Source organism: Pseudomonas sp. SDO55104_S430, assembly GCF_054070595.1.
This window is the reverse complement of record NZ_JBSVXG010000012.1, coordinates 1-15484: the sequence shown is the minus strand read 5'-3', so window position 1 is coordinate 15484 and position 15484 is coordinate 1. Positions and strand designations below refer to the sequence as shown.

Sequence of the window (15484 nt, the reverse complement as noted above, 5' to 3'; positions counted from 1 at the left end):
CGTCCCTCAACCACCAATGCAAAAGGCGCCATGCGGCCCTCCGTCGAAACGGGGGCTACACGGCGCCTTTGTCGTATAGGTGCAATCTGCGTTGACTGCGTTTCAGGGCAATTGCAAAGGGCGGGCCAGGATGGGGGAAGGGCGGTTTGATGGGGGTTGAGGGGGAAGGGAGGGTTTGTGGGTGCACTTTTTTATTGCGGATTTCAGAGTGGGTGCACCACCGCAGGGAACAACTTCAGGCTGAGATTCCCCAACCTTCGCGCACCGCCCGCCGAATCCCCTCCAGCAACATCGCAAACGCCGGGTTGTCGTTGTTCTCCCGCCAGATCAGGTGCAGCTCGCTCTGCACCCCTTCACCCAGATCGATATCGCGAAACACTACGTTCTTGAACACCACGCTGGTCGCGCAGCGGGGGACCAGGGCCAGGCCCATGGCGGCGTTGACCAGGGCAAGGATGGTCAGGGAGGAGCCGAGCCATTGCACGTAGTCGGGGGCGACGCGGGCCGAGCGCAGGGTGCCGGTCAGCAGTTCGTTGAATGGCGGGTAGGCGACGTGGGAGTACATCAGGAAGGGCTGGGCGTCGAGGTCCTGGACCGACACCGTGGCCGCCGTGGCCAGCCGATGGCTGCTGGGCACGGCCAGCACGAACGGCTCGCGCACCAGGCATTCGGTGGAGTAACCGGGCTCCAGCAACGGCGCACGAGCGATGCCCAGGTCGACGCGGCGGGCGCGCAGGGCTTCGTGTTGCTGGTAGGTGTTCATTTCCGTCAGATCGATTTTTACGTGGGGCTGGGTCAGCCGCGCCTCGGCGATGACCTTGGGCAAAAACTCGTAAACCGCGCTGCCGACGAAGCTGATATTGACCGAGCCGATGTCGCCCTCGGCAAACCGCCGCGCGGTCACCGCTGCTTGCTGGGCGCGCTCCAGCAGGTTCTGCGCTTCGACGAAAAAGGCACGGCCAGCGGCGGTCAACGCAACGCTGCGGGTGCTGCGGGTAAACAGCTCGACCCCCAGGTGATGCTCCAGCAACTGAATCTGCCGGCTGAGCGGCGGCTGGGTCATGTTCAGGCGTTCGGCGGCGCGTCGGAAGTTGAGTTCCGTGGCGACGGTGGTGAAGCAGCGTAGTTGAGTCAGCTCGAACATTGATCTAATCCGGGTATCAATCGAATGCCAAGTTAGATTAGACGGGATCAATGCACGCGTCCATCATCGTCCCAGATCGAAGCAATCCCTAAAAAAACAATGATCGGGAGTCGCCCCTTGAAAACCCTCCAGAGTCCACCCGACCCGAACGCGCTGGCCCGCGCTGCTGCCAAGGTCAAGCGCCATGTGCTGCCGCTGTTCGTGATCATGTTCATCGTCAACTACATCGACCGGGTCAACATCGGTTTCGTGCGCAGCCACTTGGAAACCGACCTGGGCATCGGGGCTGCCGCCTATGGCCTGGGTGCCGGCCTGTTCTTCGTCGGTTACGCGATCTTCGAAGTGCCCTCCAACATGCTGCTGCAACGCTACGGTGCCCGCGCCTGGCTGACCCGCATCATGTTCACCTGGGGCGCTGCCGCGATGGCAATGGCCTTCGTACAAGGCGAAACCAGCTTCTATGTCCTGCGCTTTATCCTCGGCGCCGCCGAAGCGGGTTTCTTTCCCGGCATCATCTATTACTTCACCCAGTGGCTGCCGGCGGCGGATCGCGGCAAGGCCATGGCGATTTTCCTCAGTGGTTCAGCCATTGCCTCGGTGATCTCCGGCCCCGTGTCCGGTGCGCTGCTGCACATCAGCGGCCTGAGCCTGCACGGCTGGCAGTGGATGTTCCTGATCGAAGGTTTCGCCTCCATCGTGCTCTGCGGGTTCGTCTGGTTCTGGCTGCAATCCCATCCGCGTGAGGCGAAATGGCTCAGCGAGGAAGAGAAGACTGCGCTGACCACGGCCATTGAGCTGGAGCAACAGGCCCGCGACGCCAGCCGTACGGTCAAACCATCGGTGTTCAAGTTGCTGGCCGACCGGCAGATCGCGCTGTTCTGCTTCATCTACTTCTCCATCGCCCTGACCATCTACGGCGCCACTTTCTGGCTGCCAAGCATGATCAAGAAGATGGGCAACCTCGGCGACTTCCAGGTCGGCCTGTTCAACTCGATCCCGTGGATCATCTCCATCGTCGCGATGTACGGCTTCGCCGCCATGGCCAGCAAATGGAAGTACCAGCAGGCGTGGGTGGCGGTGACTCTGGTGATCGCATCGTTCGGCATGTTCATGTCCACCACCGGTGGCCCGGTGTTCGCCTTCGTCGCCATCTGTTTCGCGGCCATCGGCTTCAAGGCAGCCTCGGCGCTGTTCTGGCCGATCCCGCAAGGCTATCTGGATGCGCGGATCGCGGCGGCGGTGATCGCCCTGATCAACTCCATCGGCAACCTCGGCGGCTTCGTTGCGCCGACCACCTTCGGTTTCCTGGAACAAACCACCGGTTCCATCGAGGGCGGCCTGTATGGCCTGGCGGCGACCTCGTTGCTGGCAGCCATCGTGATCTTCTTCGCCCGCACCTCGCCAGCCGGCACCGCAGTGAGCGGTGTGGAAAAAAAGCCCCTCAGTCATCAAGCCCTGAAATCTGATCCAACGGGAGCAGCCTCTTGAAAATCACCCGAGTCACCGTCACCCCAATCGCCTTCCGTGATCCGCCTTTGCTCAACGCCAGCGGCATTCATGAACCCTTCGCGCTGCGCTCGATCATCGAAATCGAGAGCGACAACGGCTACATCGGCCTGGGTGAAAGTTACGGCGACGCTCCGGCGCTGGCGATCCAGCAGCAGTTGCAAAGCCAGCTGATCGGCCTGGATCCGTTCAACCTCAACCAGCTGCGCGCTATCGTTCAGGCCACCGTAGCGGCGAACAAACCGGCGAGCATTGCCGGGGCGGAACTGGCGCCCGGGTCCCATGCCAGTAAAGCAGTAAGCAACGCCTATTCGGCGTTCGAAGTGGCGTTCCTGGATTTGCAGGCGCGCTCGTTGAACGTGCCGCTGGTGGATCTGCTGGGCGGGGCGATTCGCGATGAGATTCCGTTCAGTGCCTATCTGTTCTTCAAGTATGCGCAGCACGTCAATTCACCCTACAAGCCGGACAACTGGGGCGAGGCGCTCAACGAAGAGCAGATCGTCGGCCAGGCGCGGCGGATGATCGAGGAGTACGGCTTCAAGAGCATCAAGCTCAAGGCCGGCACGCTGCCGCCGGAGCATGAAGTGTCGTGCATCAAGGCGTTGAAAAAGGCGTTCCCGGGCTATCCGCTGCGCATCGATCCGAACGGCAACTGGTCCATGGAAACCTCGATTCGCATGGCTGAACTGCTGGGCGATGACCTTCAATATTACGAAGACCCGACACCGGGCCTGGACGGCATGGCCGAGCTGCACAAACGTACCGGTCTGCCACTGGCGACTAACATGGTGGTCACCGATTTCGACGAGTTCCGCCGCAGCGTGGCGCAGAACAGCGTGCAGATCGTCCTTGCCGACCACCACTACTGGGGCGGTCTGCGCGACACCCAGGCGCTGGCGAAAATGTGCGAGACCTTTGGCTTGGGCGTGTCGATGCACTCCAACTCGCACCTGGGCATCAGCCTGATGGCCATGGCCCACGTCGCTGCGTCGGTGCCGAATCTCGATTACGCCTGCGACACCCACTACCCGTGGCAGGAACCGGACGAAGAGGTGATCAAGGGCGGCAAGCTGCCGATCGTCGATGGCTGCGTGAAGATCACCCGGGCCCCGGGGCTGGGCGTGGAGCTGGATCACGATCAACTGGGCAAGCTGCACGATCAGTACCTGACCTGCGGCATTCGCCAGCGCGATGACGTGAAGCAGATGCAGAAGTACAAGCCGGATTGGAAAGCGGTCAAGCCGCGGTTCTGATCGCGGGGTTCAAAAGAGCATGTAGCAACCTTGGTCCGGGAAGCGTGGTCGCGCTTGCCCGGGCTTTTTTTTCCTGACCGTAGTTCCGTAATTCCCGCGGACCGTTTCTCTGTAATTGCCGCGAACCGCTTTTCTGTAGGAGCGAGGCTTGCCCGCGAAGGCGATCTCAAGGGCGCCTTCGCGGGCAAGCCTTGCTCCTACAAAGAGCATGCGCAAATCCCCTTGGTCAGTCGTTGTACTGACTCAACAACCGCTCAAGCCGCGCGCTCAGCCGGCGTTTGATTTCGGTTTCGATGTGCGGGGCGAAGTCGTCGATCACGTCTTGCATGATCAATTGCGCGGCGGCGCGCAGTTCGCTGTCGAGGTACAGCTGCGCTTCGGCGTTTTTGTCGGCGCTCGGTGCAGGCTCGGCGGCAGCGGGCTTGGGAGGGGCGGGTTCGACGGCCGGTTCAGGTTCGCTGACGGCGTCGAACAACATCGGAATCTGTTCCTGATCGTCCGCTTCGACCGTGTCGGTCAGCAGCGGCGGTTGCAGGTTGTCATCGCCGAGCAATTGGCGGATCGATTCGAGGTCGTCCAGCAGGTGCGCGGATTTTTGCAGCGGTTTTGGAGTGTCCATCGGAATGCTCAGAGTCGCTGTAAACGGTGATCTTGCAGAGGATAGCCCTGTTCGCGGTAGAAACGGAAACTCTCCCGCGCGGCCTGGCGGATCACCGGATCTTCGACCACCACTTCCGCCACGCGGGCGAAACGCTGGGCAAAGGCGGGAATCTTGAGGTCCAGGTTGACCAGCAAATCCTGATGTTGACCGCAATCATCGCCAATACCCAGAACGATCAGCCCGTCCGGTTCGCTTTCCGCGGGGCCGTGGGGCACAAAGCTTTCGCCCTTGAAGGCCCACAGGCGCGCATCCAGATCGTCGCGCTGGGCGGTGTCGCTGCAATGCAGATAGACACGGTGGCCCATGCGCCAGGCTTTTTCCGTGAGTTTGCAGGCGAAATCCAGGCGTGCCGAAGGATCGGCGCTGGGCAGGATATAGAAGTCGACTTTGGTCATTGCGGTTCCTGAGCCAAGGGCGGCGTTGCCCGAAAGCAACGCCGCCCCAGGTCATCGGTTTCAGGCTTTGGCGCGGTCCAGCAGGTATTGGGTCAGCAGCGGAACCGGACGGCCGGTGGCGCCCTTGTCCTTGCCGCCGCTGGTCCAGGCGGTACCGGCGATGTCCAGGTGCGCCCAGTTCAGGTTCTTGGTGAAGCGCGACAGGAAGCAGGCCGCGGTGATGGTGCCGGCTTTCGGGCCGCCGATGTTGGCGATGTCGGCGAACGGGCTGTCCAGCTGTTCCTGGTACTCATCGAACAGCGGCAGTTGCCAGGCGCGGTCGTCGGCGGCCTTGCCGGCGCTCAGCAGTTGGCCGATCAGCTCGTCGTTGTTGCCCAGCAGGCCCGAAGTATGGGAACCCAGTGCAACCACGCAGGCGCCGGTCAGGGTGGCAATGTCGATCACCGCCTGTGGCTTGAAGCGCTCGGAGTAGGTGAGGGCGTCGCACAGCACCAGACGGCCTTCGGCGTCGGTGTTGAGGATTTCCACGGTCTGGCCGCTCATGGTGGTGACGATATCGCCCGGACGCGAAGCGGTGCCGCTCGGCATGTTCTCGGCGCAGGCCAGGATGCACACCAGATTGATCGGCAGCTTGAGTTCCAGCACGGCACGCAGGGTGCCGAATACGCTGGCGGCGCCGCCCATGTCGTATTTCATTTCATCCATGCCGGCGCCCGGCTTGAGGCTGATGCCACCGGTGTCGAAGGTGATGCCCTTGCCGACTAGCGCGTACGGCTTCTCGGATTTCTTGCCGCCGTTGTATTGCATGACGATCAGGCGCGGCGGCTGGGCGCTGCCCTGACCGACGGCGTAGAAGGAACCCATGCCCAGCGCCTTGATCTTCTTCTCGTCGAGGACTTCGACTTTCAGATCCTTGAACTCTTTGCCCAGGTCCTTGGCCTGCTCGCCGAGGAAGGTCGGGTGGCAGATGTTCGGCGGCAGGTTGCCCAGGTTGCGGGTGAAGGCCATGCCGTTGGCGATCGCGGTGGCGTGGGTCACGGCGCGCTGCACTTCGGCCTGAGCGGCCTTGATGGTCAGCAGGGTGATTTTCTTCAGGGCGCGAGGTTCGGCTTTCTGGCTCTTGAACTGGTCGAACTGGTAGCCGCCGTCCACCAGGGTTTCGGCCAGCAGGCGGGTCTTGCCGTAGCTGTCGCGACCCTTGACGACGATTTCGTCCAGGGCCAGCACCGCGTCGCTGCCGCCCAGGCCCTTGAGGGTGTTGAGCACGCCGGCGACGATTTTACGGAACGGGCGGTCGCCCAGTTCTTCATCCTTGCCCACGCCCACCAGCAGCACGCGTTCGGCCTTGAGGTTCGGCAGGCTGTGCAGCAGCAGGCTCTGGCCGGTCTTGCCGGCCAGGTCGCCGCGCTTGAGAACGGCACTGATGGCGCCGCCGCTGAGTTCGTCGAGTTGTTTGGCTGTGGCGCCCAGTTTGCGGCCTTCGCCGACAGCGACGACCAGCGTGGCGGTCTTCAATGTTTCCGCGTTAACACTTTTTACAACCAGTTCCATGTCCAGGTCCCTGAATTGATGGTCAACTCGCAAGCGCTCGACAGCGGGTGTGCGTCGCTTGCTTATAAATAGAAGGCGCCAGCGGTGTCTGGCGACGAAGGCCGCAGTTTGAACCTCGCTACCTGCGCCTGACAACCCTTGGTCATACGATTGTATGGTGGTCAACAGGCCTGTTACGGCAGGTGTCTCGATGCATTGCGAAGTGACAGGCGCACTCAATCACAGGATAATGCGCCATCTTTTTTTCGGCGGCTCTGCCCTGCGGGCTGTCTGAAGTGTTTGCTTGTTTGGCCGCCTTAGCCTGACAACCCTGGAGTGTCTGGTTTGATCGTCTTCCGTTATCTATCCCGCGAAGTCCTGTTGACCTTGAGCGCCGTCAGCGCCGTGCTGCTGGTCATCATCATGAGCGGACGCTTCATCAAGTACCTCGCGCAAGCGGCTTCGGGCCAGCTGGATCCGAGCTCGCTGTTCCTGATCATGGGCTTTCGCCTGCCGGGCTTTCTGCAGCTGATCCTGCCGCTGGGCCTGTTCCTCGGGATCCTGCTGTCTTACGGTCGCCTCTATCTCGAAAGCGAAATGACCGTGCTGTCGGCCACCGGCATGAGCCAGCAACGCCTGTTTCGCATGACCCTGTTCCCGGCCGCCCTGGTGGCGCTGGTGGTTGCATGGTTGAGCCTGAGCCTGGCGCCGCAAGGGGCCAATCAGTTCCAGCTGCTGCTGAACAAGCAGGACGCGCTGACCGAGTTCGATACCCTGGAACCCGGTCGCTTCCAGGCCCTGCGCGACGGGACCCGGGTGACCTACACCGAGCAACTGTCGGATGACCGGGTCAATCTGGCCGGCGTATTCATTTCCCAGAAGAACCTCTCTTCCGACCAGAAAGACCGCGGGATTTCGGTGCTGGTGGCCGAGAAGGGCCGTCAGGAAATCCGCCCCGACGGCAACCGCTACCTGATTCTCGATAACGGCTACCGCTACGACGGTAACCCGGGGCAGGCCGATTACCGGGCGATTCACTACCAGGAATACGGCGTACTGCTGCCCAAGCCGGATGTCAGCGATGAAGTGACCGACCGCGACGCCATGACCACCGCGTCCCTGTTGGGCAGTGACGACATCCGTTCGCGCACCGAGCTGCAATGGCGCCTGTCCCTGCCGTTGCTGGTGTTCATCGTGACCCTGATGGCGGTGCCGCTGTCGCGGGTCAACCCGCGACAGGGCCGTTTCCTCAAGCTGCTGCCGGCGATTCTTCTTTATATGGCTTACCTGACCATCCTGATTGCCGCTCGCGGCGCCCTCGAAAAGGGCAAGATCCCGCCCGCGCTGGGACTTTGGTGGGTGCACGGGATTTTCCTGGTCATCGGCCTGGGCCTGCTCTACTGGGAACCCTTGCAGCTGAAGCTGGCGAGTCGTCGCAGCGCGCGGGAGGTGGCCCGTGGTTAAGCTCGACCGCTACATCGGTAGCAGCGTGTTCATGGCGATCCTGGCGGTACTGGGGATCATTCTCGGTCTGGCGACCTTGTTTGCGTTCATCGATGAGATGGGCGATGTCAGCGACACCTATACGCTGGTCGATGTCCTGAGTTACGTCTTGCTGACGGCGCCGCGTCGTCTGTACGACATGCTGCCGATGGCCGCGTTGATCGGTTGCCTGATCGGCCTGGGCAGTCTGGCCAGCAACAGCGAACTGACCATCATGCGTGCGGCCGGGGTTTCGGTCGGGCGGATCGTCTGGGCGGTGATGAAGCCGATGCTGGTGCTGATGGTGGTGGGGCTGTTGATCGGCGAGTACGTCGCGCCGGCCACCGAAAGCACTGCGCAGGCCAACCGTTCGCTGGCCCAGGGCAGTGGCGACGCGCAAAGCGCCAAGCACGGCCTGTGGCACCGTCAGGGCGACGAGTTCATCCACGTCAACTCGGTACAACCCAACGGCATCCTGTACGGCGTGACCCGCTATCACTTCGACAAGGAACGGCACATGTTGTCGTCCAGCTTCTCCAAACGTGCTGAATTCCAGACCGATCACTGGCAGTTGAGCGATGTGACCACCACCTTGTTCCACGAGCGCAGCACGGAAGTGGTCAACACCCCGGTCGAGCGTTGGGACGTGGCGTTGAGCCCGCAATTGCTGAGCACCGTGGTCATGGCGCCCGAGTCGCTGTCGATCTCCGGTCTGTGGGGGTATATCCACTATCTGGCGGATCAGGGCCTGAACAACGGCCGTTATTGGCTGGCATTTTGGGTCAAGGTGTTGCAGCCGCTGGTCACCGCCGCCCTGGTATTGATGGCGATCTCCTTCATCTTCGGTCCGTTGCGCTCGGTAACCCTCGGTCAGCGCGTGTTTACCGGCGTGCTGGTGGGCTTTACCTTCCGTATTGCCCAGGATTTGCTGGGGCCGTCGAGCCTGGTGTTCGGCTTCTCGCCACTGTTCGCGGTGCTGGTGCCGGCCGGGATCTGCGCCCTGGCGGGGCTATGGCTGTTGCGTCGGGCCGGCTAAAAGCGGGCGATTTACGTCTTTTGTCTCATCTGAAAACGCCCCTGTCGCAAGACCGGGGCGTTTTTGTACCTGCCGTCTGACCTGCGAACGTGACGCTTGCGCCGTGGATCAGGTACAATTCCCGGCTATTTTTCGGCGGGCTATGCCTGCAGCCTTTTTGAGTGTTGATCCGTGAGTGATTTGAGTCATATCCGCAATTTCTCCATCATCGCCCACATTGACCATGGCAAGTCGACGCTGGCCGATCGCTTCATCCAGATCTGCGGCGGCCTGGCCGAGCGTGAAATGGAAGCCCAGGTTCTGGACTCCATGGACCTTGAACGCGAGCGCGGAATCACCATCAAGGCGCACAGTGTCACGCTGTACTACAAAGCCCAGGATGGAATTACCTACCAGCTGAACTTCATTGACACCCCCGGCCACGTTGACTTCACCTACGAAGTCAGCCGCTCGCTGGCGGCCTGTGAAGGTGCGCTGCTGGTGGTCGACGCAGGTCAAGGCGTTGAAGCGCAGTCGGTTGCCAACTGCTACACCGCGATCGAACAGGGCCTGGAAGTCATGCCGGTCCTGAACAAAATCGACCTGCCCCAGGCCGAGCCTGAGCGCGTGAAGGACGAAATCGAGAAAATCATCGGCATCGATGCCACCGACGCGGTCACTTGCAGCGCCAAGACCGGTCTGGGCGTCAATGACGTGCTGGAGCGCCTGGTGACCACCATTCCGGCGCCGACCGGCAATATCGAAGATCCGCTGCAAGCGTTGATCATCGACTCCTGGTTCGACAACTACCTGGGCGTTGTGTCCCTGGTGCGCGTACGCCACGGCCGCGTGAAGAAAGGCGACAAGATCCTCGTCAAATCCACCGGCAAGATCCACCTGGTCGACAGCGTTGGTGTGTTCAACCCGAAGCACACCGCCACCACTGACCTGAAGGCCGGTGAAGTGGGCTTCATCATCGCCGGTATCAAAGACATTCACGGTGCGCCGGTGGGCGATACCCTGACCCTGAGCTCCACGCCGGACGTCGACGTGCTGCCAGGTTTCAAGCGCATTCAGCCGCAGGTCTACGCCGGCCTGTTCCCGGTCAGCTCCGACGACTTCGAAGACTTCCGTGACGCCCTGCAAAAGCTCACCCTGAACGACTCGTCCCTGCAGTACACCCCGGAAAGCTCCGACGCACTGGGCTTTGGCTTCCGTTGCGGCTTCCTCGGCATGCTGCACATGGAGATCATCCAGGAGCGCCTGGAGCGCGAATACGACCTGGACCTGATCACCACCGCGCCGACGGTAATCTTCGAGCTGTTGCTCAAGACCGGTGAAACGATCTACGTCGATAACCCGTCGAAACTGCCGGACCTGTCTGCGATCGAAGACATGCGCGAGCCGATCGTGCGGGCCAACATTCTTGTGCCGCAGGAACACCTGGGCAACGTCATCACCCTGTGCATCGAGAAGCGTGGCGTGCAGCACGACATGCTGTTCCTCGGTAATCAGGTGCAGGTGACCTACGATTTGCCGATGAACGAAGTGGTCCTGGACTTCTTCGACCGTCTCAAATCCACCAGCCGCGGCTATGCTTCGCTCGATTACCATTTCGATCGTTACCAATCGGCTAATCTGGTGAAGCTGGACGTGCTGATCAACGGCGACAAGGTCGATGCCCTGGCGCTGATCGTGCACAAGGACAACGCGCACTACAAAGGGCGTCAGTTGACCGAGAAGATGAAAGAACTGATTCCACGGCAGATGTTCGACGTGGCAATCCAGGCCGCCATTGGCGGTCAGATTGTGGCGCGTACAACCGTCAAGGCACTCAGAAAGAACGTATTGGCCAAATGCTACGGTGGTGACGTCAGCCGTAAGAAGAAACTGCTGGAGAAGCAAAAGGCCGGTAAGAAACGCATGAAGCAGGTCGGCAACGTGGAAATTCCACAAGACGCCTTCCTTGCCGTGCTCAGGTTGGATAGTTAGGTCCTATGTCGCTAAATTTCCCGCTGTTGCTGGTTATCGCTGTATTCGTCTGCGGTCTGTTGGCGCTGCTCGATCTGCTGATCCTGGCGCCGCGTCGGCGGTCCGCCATTGCTTCCTACGAGGGCAGCGTCAGCCAGCCTGACGGGGTGGTGCTGGAGAAGCTGAACAAGGAGCCGTTGCTGGTCGAGTACGGCAAATCGTTCTTCCCGGTGTTGTTCATCGTTCTGGTGCTGCGTTCGTTCCTGGTGGAACCGTTCCAGATTCCGTCCGGCTCGATGAAACCGACCCTGGACGTCGGCGATTTCATCCTGGTGAGCAAGTTTTCCTACGGGATCCGCCTGCCTGTGATCGACAAGAAGATCATCGAAGTCGGCGAGCCACAGCGCGGCGATGTGATGGTGTTCCGCTACCCGAGCGATCCGAACGTCAACTACATCAAGCGTGTGGTTGGCTTGCCGGGTGATCAGGTTCGTTACACCGCCGACAAGCGTCTGTTCGTCAACGGCCAGTCGATTGCCGAGCAGCTGATCGGCTCCGAGCCGGGCACCCTGGGCAGCGCCGAGCTCTACAAGGAAAAACTCGGCGTCGCCGAGCACCTGATCCGCAAGGAAATGAGCCGCTACCGCGCAACGCCGGACCGTACCTGGACCGTGCCTGCCGGGCACTACTTCATGATGGGCGACAACCGCGACAACTCCAACGACAGTCGCTACTGGGATGATCCGAACATTCCCAAGGATCTGCTGGGCATGGTTCCCGACAAGAATATCGTCGGCAAGGCCTTTGCAGTCTGGATGAGCTGGCCGGAACCCAAACTCAGTCACTTGCCGAATTTCTCGCGGGTTGGCCTGATTCAGTAATCACACACGGCGCTGTTGAACACAGCGCCGAATGCATTTCTGGAACCGACGGATTTCGGGGCCGAAAGCATGAAGCCAATGATATTCAGGACGTTATTTTTGAACACAGCGTTAATTGTCCCAAGCCTGCGCCGCCACCCGGCGATGGCGGTGGAATCCAACCACGAACTCAGCGTGGGTAAACCGTGAGCGCCTCTCTAAGCCGTCTCGAGCGTCAGCTCGGTTACACCTTCAAGGATCAGGAACTGATGGTCCTGGCCCTGACTCACCGCAGCTTTGCCGGGCGCAACAACGAGCGCCTGGAATTCCTCGGTGACGCCATCCTCAACTTCGTCGCCGGCGAAGCACTGTTCGAGCGCTTCCCGCTGGCCCGCGAAGGCCAGTTGTCGCGTCTGCGTGCACGCCTGGTGAAAGGTGAGACCCTGGCCGTACTGGCCCGTGGTTTCGATCTGGGCGAGCACCTGCGCCTGGGTTCCGGCGAGTTGAAAAGCGGCGGTTTCCGTCGTGAGTCGATTCTGGCCGACGCCCTGGAAGCGCTGATTGGTGCGATCTACCTGGATGCCGGGATCGAAGTCGCCCGCGAGCGCGTACTGGCCTGGCTGGCCGGCGAGTTCGAAGGCCTGACGCTGGTCGACACCAACAAGGACCCGAAAACCCGCCTGCAGGAGTTCCTGCAGTCCCGCGGGTGCGAGCTGCCACGTTATGAAGTGGTGGATATCCAGGGTGAGCCGCATTGCCGGACGTTCTTCGTCGAATGCGAGATCATCCTACTGAACGAAAAAAGCCGAGGTCAGGGTGTGAGCCGTCGTATTGCCGAACAGGTAGCGGCCGCCGCAGCACTGATTGCCCTGGGTGTGGAGAATGGCAATGACTGATACAACTGCAACTCGCTGTGGCTACGTTGCCATCGTCGGCCGTCCGAACGTGGGCAAGTCCACGTTGCTCAACCACATCCTCGGCCAGAAGCTGGCGATCACCTCGCGCAAGCCGCAGACCACCCGTCACAACATGCTCGGTATCAAGACCGAGGGCGATGTGCAGGCGATCTACGTCGACACCCCCGGCATGCACAAGGGTGGCGAAAAGGCCCTGAACCGCTACATGAACAAGACCGCTTCGGCGGCGTTGAAAGACGTCGACGTGGTGATCTTCGTGGTCGACCGCACCAAGTGGACCGAAGAAGACCAGATGGTCCTCGAGCGCGTGCAGTACGTAACAGGTCCATTGATCGTCGCGCTGAACAAGACCGACCGCATCGAAGACAAGGCCGAGCTGATGCCGCACCTGTCCTGGTTGCAGGAACAGCTGCCGAACGCGCAGATCATCCCGATTTCGGCGCAGCACGGGCACAACCTCGACGCGCTGGAGAAGGTGATTGCCGAGCAGCTGCCGGAAAACGATCACTTCTTCCCGGAAGACCAGATCACCGACCGCAGCAGCCGCTTCCTCGCCGCCGAGTTGGTGCGTGAAAAGATCATGCGCCAGATGGGTGCCGAGCTGCCGTACCAGATCACCGTCGAAATCGAAGAGTTCAAGCAGCAGGGCAAGACCCTGCACATTCATGCGCTGATCCTCGTCGAACGTGACGGCCAGAAGAAAATCATCATTGGCGACAAGGGCGAGCGCATCAAGCGCATCGGCACCGAGGCGCGCAAGGACATGGAGCTGCTGTTCGACTCCAAGATCATGCTTAACCTTTGGGTGAAGGTTAAGGGTGGCTGGTCCGATGATGAGCGTGCTTTGCGGTCGCTGGGTTACGGCGATCTGTAAACCCTTTCGACATCGCACCGTAGAAACCTGTGGGAGCGGGCTTGCCCGCGATGAGGATGTAACATTCGGCAGAGATGTTGAATGTGGGTCCGCCATCGCGGGCAAGCCCGCTCCCACAATGGTTTTTGGTTACAGGTAAGATCGCATTCCTCCAGTGAGACCTCTGACTTAATGTCGCAAACCCCGCCCATCGGCCAACCCGCCTACGTCCTCCACACCCGCGCCTACCGCGAAACCAGCGCCTTGGTGGACTTCCTCACGCCCCAAGGGCGGTTGCGGGCGGTGTTGCGCAGTGCGCGGGGCAAGGCCGGGACGTTGGCGCGGCCGTTCGTGCCGCTGGAAGTGGAGTTTCGCGGGCGGGGAGAGCTTAAGAATGTCGGGCGCATGGAAAGTGCCGGGGTTTCCACCTGGCTGCACGGCGAAGCGCTGTTCAGCGGGCTCTATCTCAACGAGTTGCTGATTCGTCTGCTGCCCGCCGAAGACCCGCATCCCGGCGTGTTCGATCACTACGCCGCGACCTTGCTGGCCCTGGCTGAGGGCCGGCCACTGGAACCGCTGCTGCGCTCCTTCGAATGGCGCCTGCTGGACGACCTGGGTTATGGCTTTGCCTTGAGCACCGACATCCACGGCGAGCCTATCGCGCCGGACGGTCTCTATCGCCTGCAAGTGGACGCAGGGCTGGAGCGGGTCTATCTGTTGCAACCCGGACTGTTCAACGGCGTCGAACTGCTGGCCATGTCTGAAGCCGACTGGTCCGCCCCCGGTGCGCTGTCCGCCGCCAAGCGCCTGATGCGCCAGGCGCTGGCGGTGCATTTGGGCGGTCGGCCACTGGTATCCCGAGAGTTGTTTCGAAAGCCGTAAATTCCCCGTGTATGCTGTGCACCGAACTTTCTCTTCTTCTGGAGCGCTTCCGTGACCACCAGCACCCGCATTCTTCTTGGCGTGAACATCGACCACGTCGCCACCCTGCGTCAGGCCCGCGGCACCCGCTACCCGGACCCGGTCAAGGCAGCCCTGGACGCGGAAGAGGCGGGCGCTGACGGCATCACCGTGCATTTGCGCGAAGACCGCCGGCACATTCAGGAACGCGACGTGCTGGTGCTCAGCGAAGTGCTGCAGACCCGCATGAACTTCGAAATGGGCGTCACCGAAGAAATGATGGCGTTCGCCGAGCGCGTTCGTCCGGCGCACATCTGCCTGGTCCCGGAAACCCGTCAGGAACTGACCACCGAAGGCGGCCTGGATGTGGCTGGGCAGGAAGCGCGGATCAAGGCGGCGGTGGAGCGTCTGTCGAAGATCGGTTCGGAAGTGTCGCTGTTCATCGATGCCGACGAGCGGCAGATCGAAGCGTCGCGCCGCGTCGGTGCCCCGGCCATCGAACTGCACACCGGCCGTTACGCCGATGCCGAGACGCCGACCGAAGTGGCTGAAGAGCTCAAGCGCGTCGCCGACGGCGTGGCCTTCGGTCTGGCCCAGGGGCTGATCGTCAACGCCGGCCATGGCCTGCATTACCACAACGTCGAGGCAGTGGCGGCGATCAAGGGCATCAACGAACTGAACATCGGCCACGCGCTGGTGGCGCATGCGCTGTTCGTGGGCTTCAAGTCGGCGGTGTCGGAGATGAAGGCGCTGATTCTGGCGGCTGCCGCCAAGGCCTGACCCCCGTAGGAGCGAGGCTTGCCCGCGAAGAGGCCGGATCATCCAGCCTCAATGTTGGCTGTCCTGACGCCTTCGCGGGCAAGCCTCGCTCCCACCGGGTGTGTTGTTCACAAAGTCTGCATTAGTCCCATGAACCTGTGGGAGCGGGGTTTTTCTCGAAAACAGTGGATCCACTCCCAGTTATTTTTCCCAACACCACCCCCTCGCGCACCAACCC

At 61.4% G+C, this 15484-nt stretch carries 14 protein-coding genes; 10 read left to right on the top strand and 4 right to left on the bottom strand.

Annotation, left to right across the window (positions count from 1 at the left end):
* Nucleotides 1-235: 235 nt before the first annotated feature.
* The gene (locus ACW9JE_RS04115) at nt 236-1144 is read right to left on the bottom strand and encodes a LysR family transcriptional regulator (protein WP_224532976.1); all 909 of its coding nucleotides are present in this window, start codon (nt 1142-1144) and stop codon (nt 236-238) included.
* A gap of 117 nt (nt 1145-1261) precedes the next feature.
* Here ACW9JE_RS04115 and ACW9JE_RS04110 point away from each other — a divergent pair, with 117 nt between their 5' ends.
* Together ACW9JE_RS04110 and ACW9JE_RS04105 are read left to right on the top strand one after the other, a co-directional pair.
* Complete coding sequence (locus tag ACW9JE_RS04110) at nt 1262-2632, top strand: MFS transporter (RefSeq protein ID WP_457432014.1); 1371 nt, start codon at nt 1262-1264, stop codon at nt 2630-2632.
* Nucleotides 2629-3903: a glucarate dehydratase family protein gene (locus ACW9JE_RS04105; RefSeq protein ID WP_457432013.1), complete on the top strand. Its 1275-nt coding sequence runs from the start codon at nt 2629-2631 to the stop codon at nt 3901-3903. The genes ACW9JE_RS04110 and ACW9JE_RS04105 overlap by 4 nt, the downstream gene beginning before the upstream one ends.
* A gap of 226 nt (nt 3904-4129) precedes the next feature.
* On the opposite strand, the gene ACW9JE_RS04100 is transcribed toward ACW9JE_RS04105, so the two are convergent.
* From ACW9JE_RS04100 to ACW9JE_RS04090, 3 genes are read right to left on the bottom strand one after another with little or no spacing between them, the layout of a single operon-like run.
* Entirely contained in the window at nt 4130-4522 is a 393-nt protein-coding gene (locus ACW9JE_RS04100) for a DNA polymerase III subunit chi (protein ID WP_457432012.1), read from the bottom strand.
* Nucleotides 4523-4530: 8 nt separating this feature from the next.
* Nucleotides 4531-4959, bottom strand: a complete 429-nt coding sequence (locus ACW9JE_RS04095; RefSeq protein WP_224534065.1) for a DNA polymerase III subunit chi — start codon at nt 4957-4959, stop codon at nt 4531-4533.
* Nucleotides 4960-5019: 60 nt separating this feature from the next.
* Complete coding sequence (locus ACW9JE_RS04090; protein WP_224534064.1) at nt 5020-6510, bottom strand: leucyl aminopeptidase; 1491 nt, start codon at nt 6508-6510, stop codon at nt 5020-5022.
* 324 nt (nt 6511-6834) lie between these two features.
* Between ACW9JE_RS04090 and lptF the strand changes: the two genes are divergently transcribed.
* From lptF to pdxJ, 8 genes are all read left to right on the top strand, one after another.
* Nucleotides 6835-7953, top strand: a complete 1119-nt coding sequence (gene lptF / locus ACW9JE_RS04085) for an LPS export ABC transporter permease LptF (protein ID WP_457432011.1) — start codon at nt 6835-6837, stop codon at nt 7951-7953.
* A complete protein-coding gene (lptG, locus tag ACW9JE_RS04080; RefSeq protein WP_224534062.1) occupies nt 7946-9007 on the top strand; it encodes an LPS export ABC transporter permease LptG in 1062 nt (353 codons plus the stop codon). The genes lptF and lptG overlap by 8 nt, the downstream gene beginning before the upstream one ends.
* Before the next feature lie 171 nt (nt 9008-9178).
* Nucleotides 9179-10978, top strand: coding sequence for a translation elongation factor 4 (lepA, locus tag ACW9JE_RS04075; protein ID WP_457432009.1), 1800 nt, complete (start codon nt 9179-9181; stop codon nt 10976-10978).
* A 5-nt stretch (nt 10979-10983) separates the two neighbouring features.
* Nucleotides 10984-11838 carry a signal peptidase I gene (gene lepB / locus ACW9JE_RS04070; protein ID WP_224534060.1) on the top strand — a complete coding sequence of 285 codons (855 nt, stop codon included), beginning with the start codon at nt 10984-10986 and terminating at the stop codon, nt 11836-11838.
* Nucleotides 11839-12023: 185 nt separating this feature from the next.
* Nucleotides 12024-12713 carry a ribonuclease III gene (rnc, locus tag ACW9JE_RS04065; protein WP_175375233.1) on the top strand — a complete coding sequence of 230 codons (690 nt, stop codon included), beginning with the start codon at nt 12024-12026 and terminating at the stop codon, nt 12711-12713.
* Nucleotides 12706-13608 (top strand): GTPase Era, encoded by a 903-nt coding sequence (gene era / locus ACW9JE_RS04060; protein WP_224534059.1) that lies wholly within the window; start codon nt 12706-12708, stop codon nt 13606-13608. The genes rnc and era overlap by 8 nt, the downstream gene beginning before the upstream one ends.
* Nucleotides 13609-13779: 171 nt before the next feature.
* Entirely contained in the window at nt 13780-14469 is a 690-nt protein-coding gene (recO, locus tag ACW9JE_RS04055; protein WP_224534058.1) for a DNA repair protein RecO, read from the top strand.
* 51 nt (nt 14470-14520) lie between these two features.
* Nucleotides 14521-15267, top strand: coding sequence for a pyridoxine 5'-phosphate synthase (gene pdxJ, locus ACW9JE_RS04050; RefSeq protein ID WP_224534057.1), 747 nt, complete (start codon nt 14521-14523; stop codon nt 15265-15267).
* Nucleotides 15268-15484 lie beyond the last annotated feature (217 nt).

Bases quoted from the DNA above. Each gene is read 5' to 3' on its own strand.
- ACW9JE_RS04095 (WP_224534065.1), bottom strand. From the start codon at position 4,959: ATGACCAAAGTCGACTTCTATATCCTGCCCAGCGCCGATCCTTCGGCA.
- ACW9JE_RS04100 (WP_457432012.1), bottom strand. From the start codon at position 4,522: ATGGACACTCCAAAACCGCTGCAAAAATCCGCGCACCTGCTGGACGAC.
- lepB (WP_224534060.1), top strand. From the start codon at position 10,984: ATGTCGCTAAATTTCCCGCTGTTGCTGGTTATCGCTGTATTCGTCTGC.
- ACW9JE_RS04115 (WP_224532976.1), bottom strand. From the start codon at position 1,144: ATGTTCGAGCTGACTCAACTACGCTGCTTCACCACCGTCGCCACGGAA.
- ACW9JE_RS04090 (WP_224534064.1), bottom strand. From the start codon at position 6,510: ATGGAACTGGTTGTAAAAAGTGTTAACGCGGAAACATTGAAGACCGCC.
- era (WP_224534059.1), top strand. From the start codon at position 12,706: ATGACTGATACAACTGCAACTCGCTGTGGCTACGTTGCCATCGTCGGC.
- recO (WP_224534058.1), top strand. From the start codon at position 13,780: ATGTCGCAAACCCCGCCCATCGGCCAACCCGCCTACGTCCTCCACACC.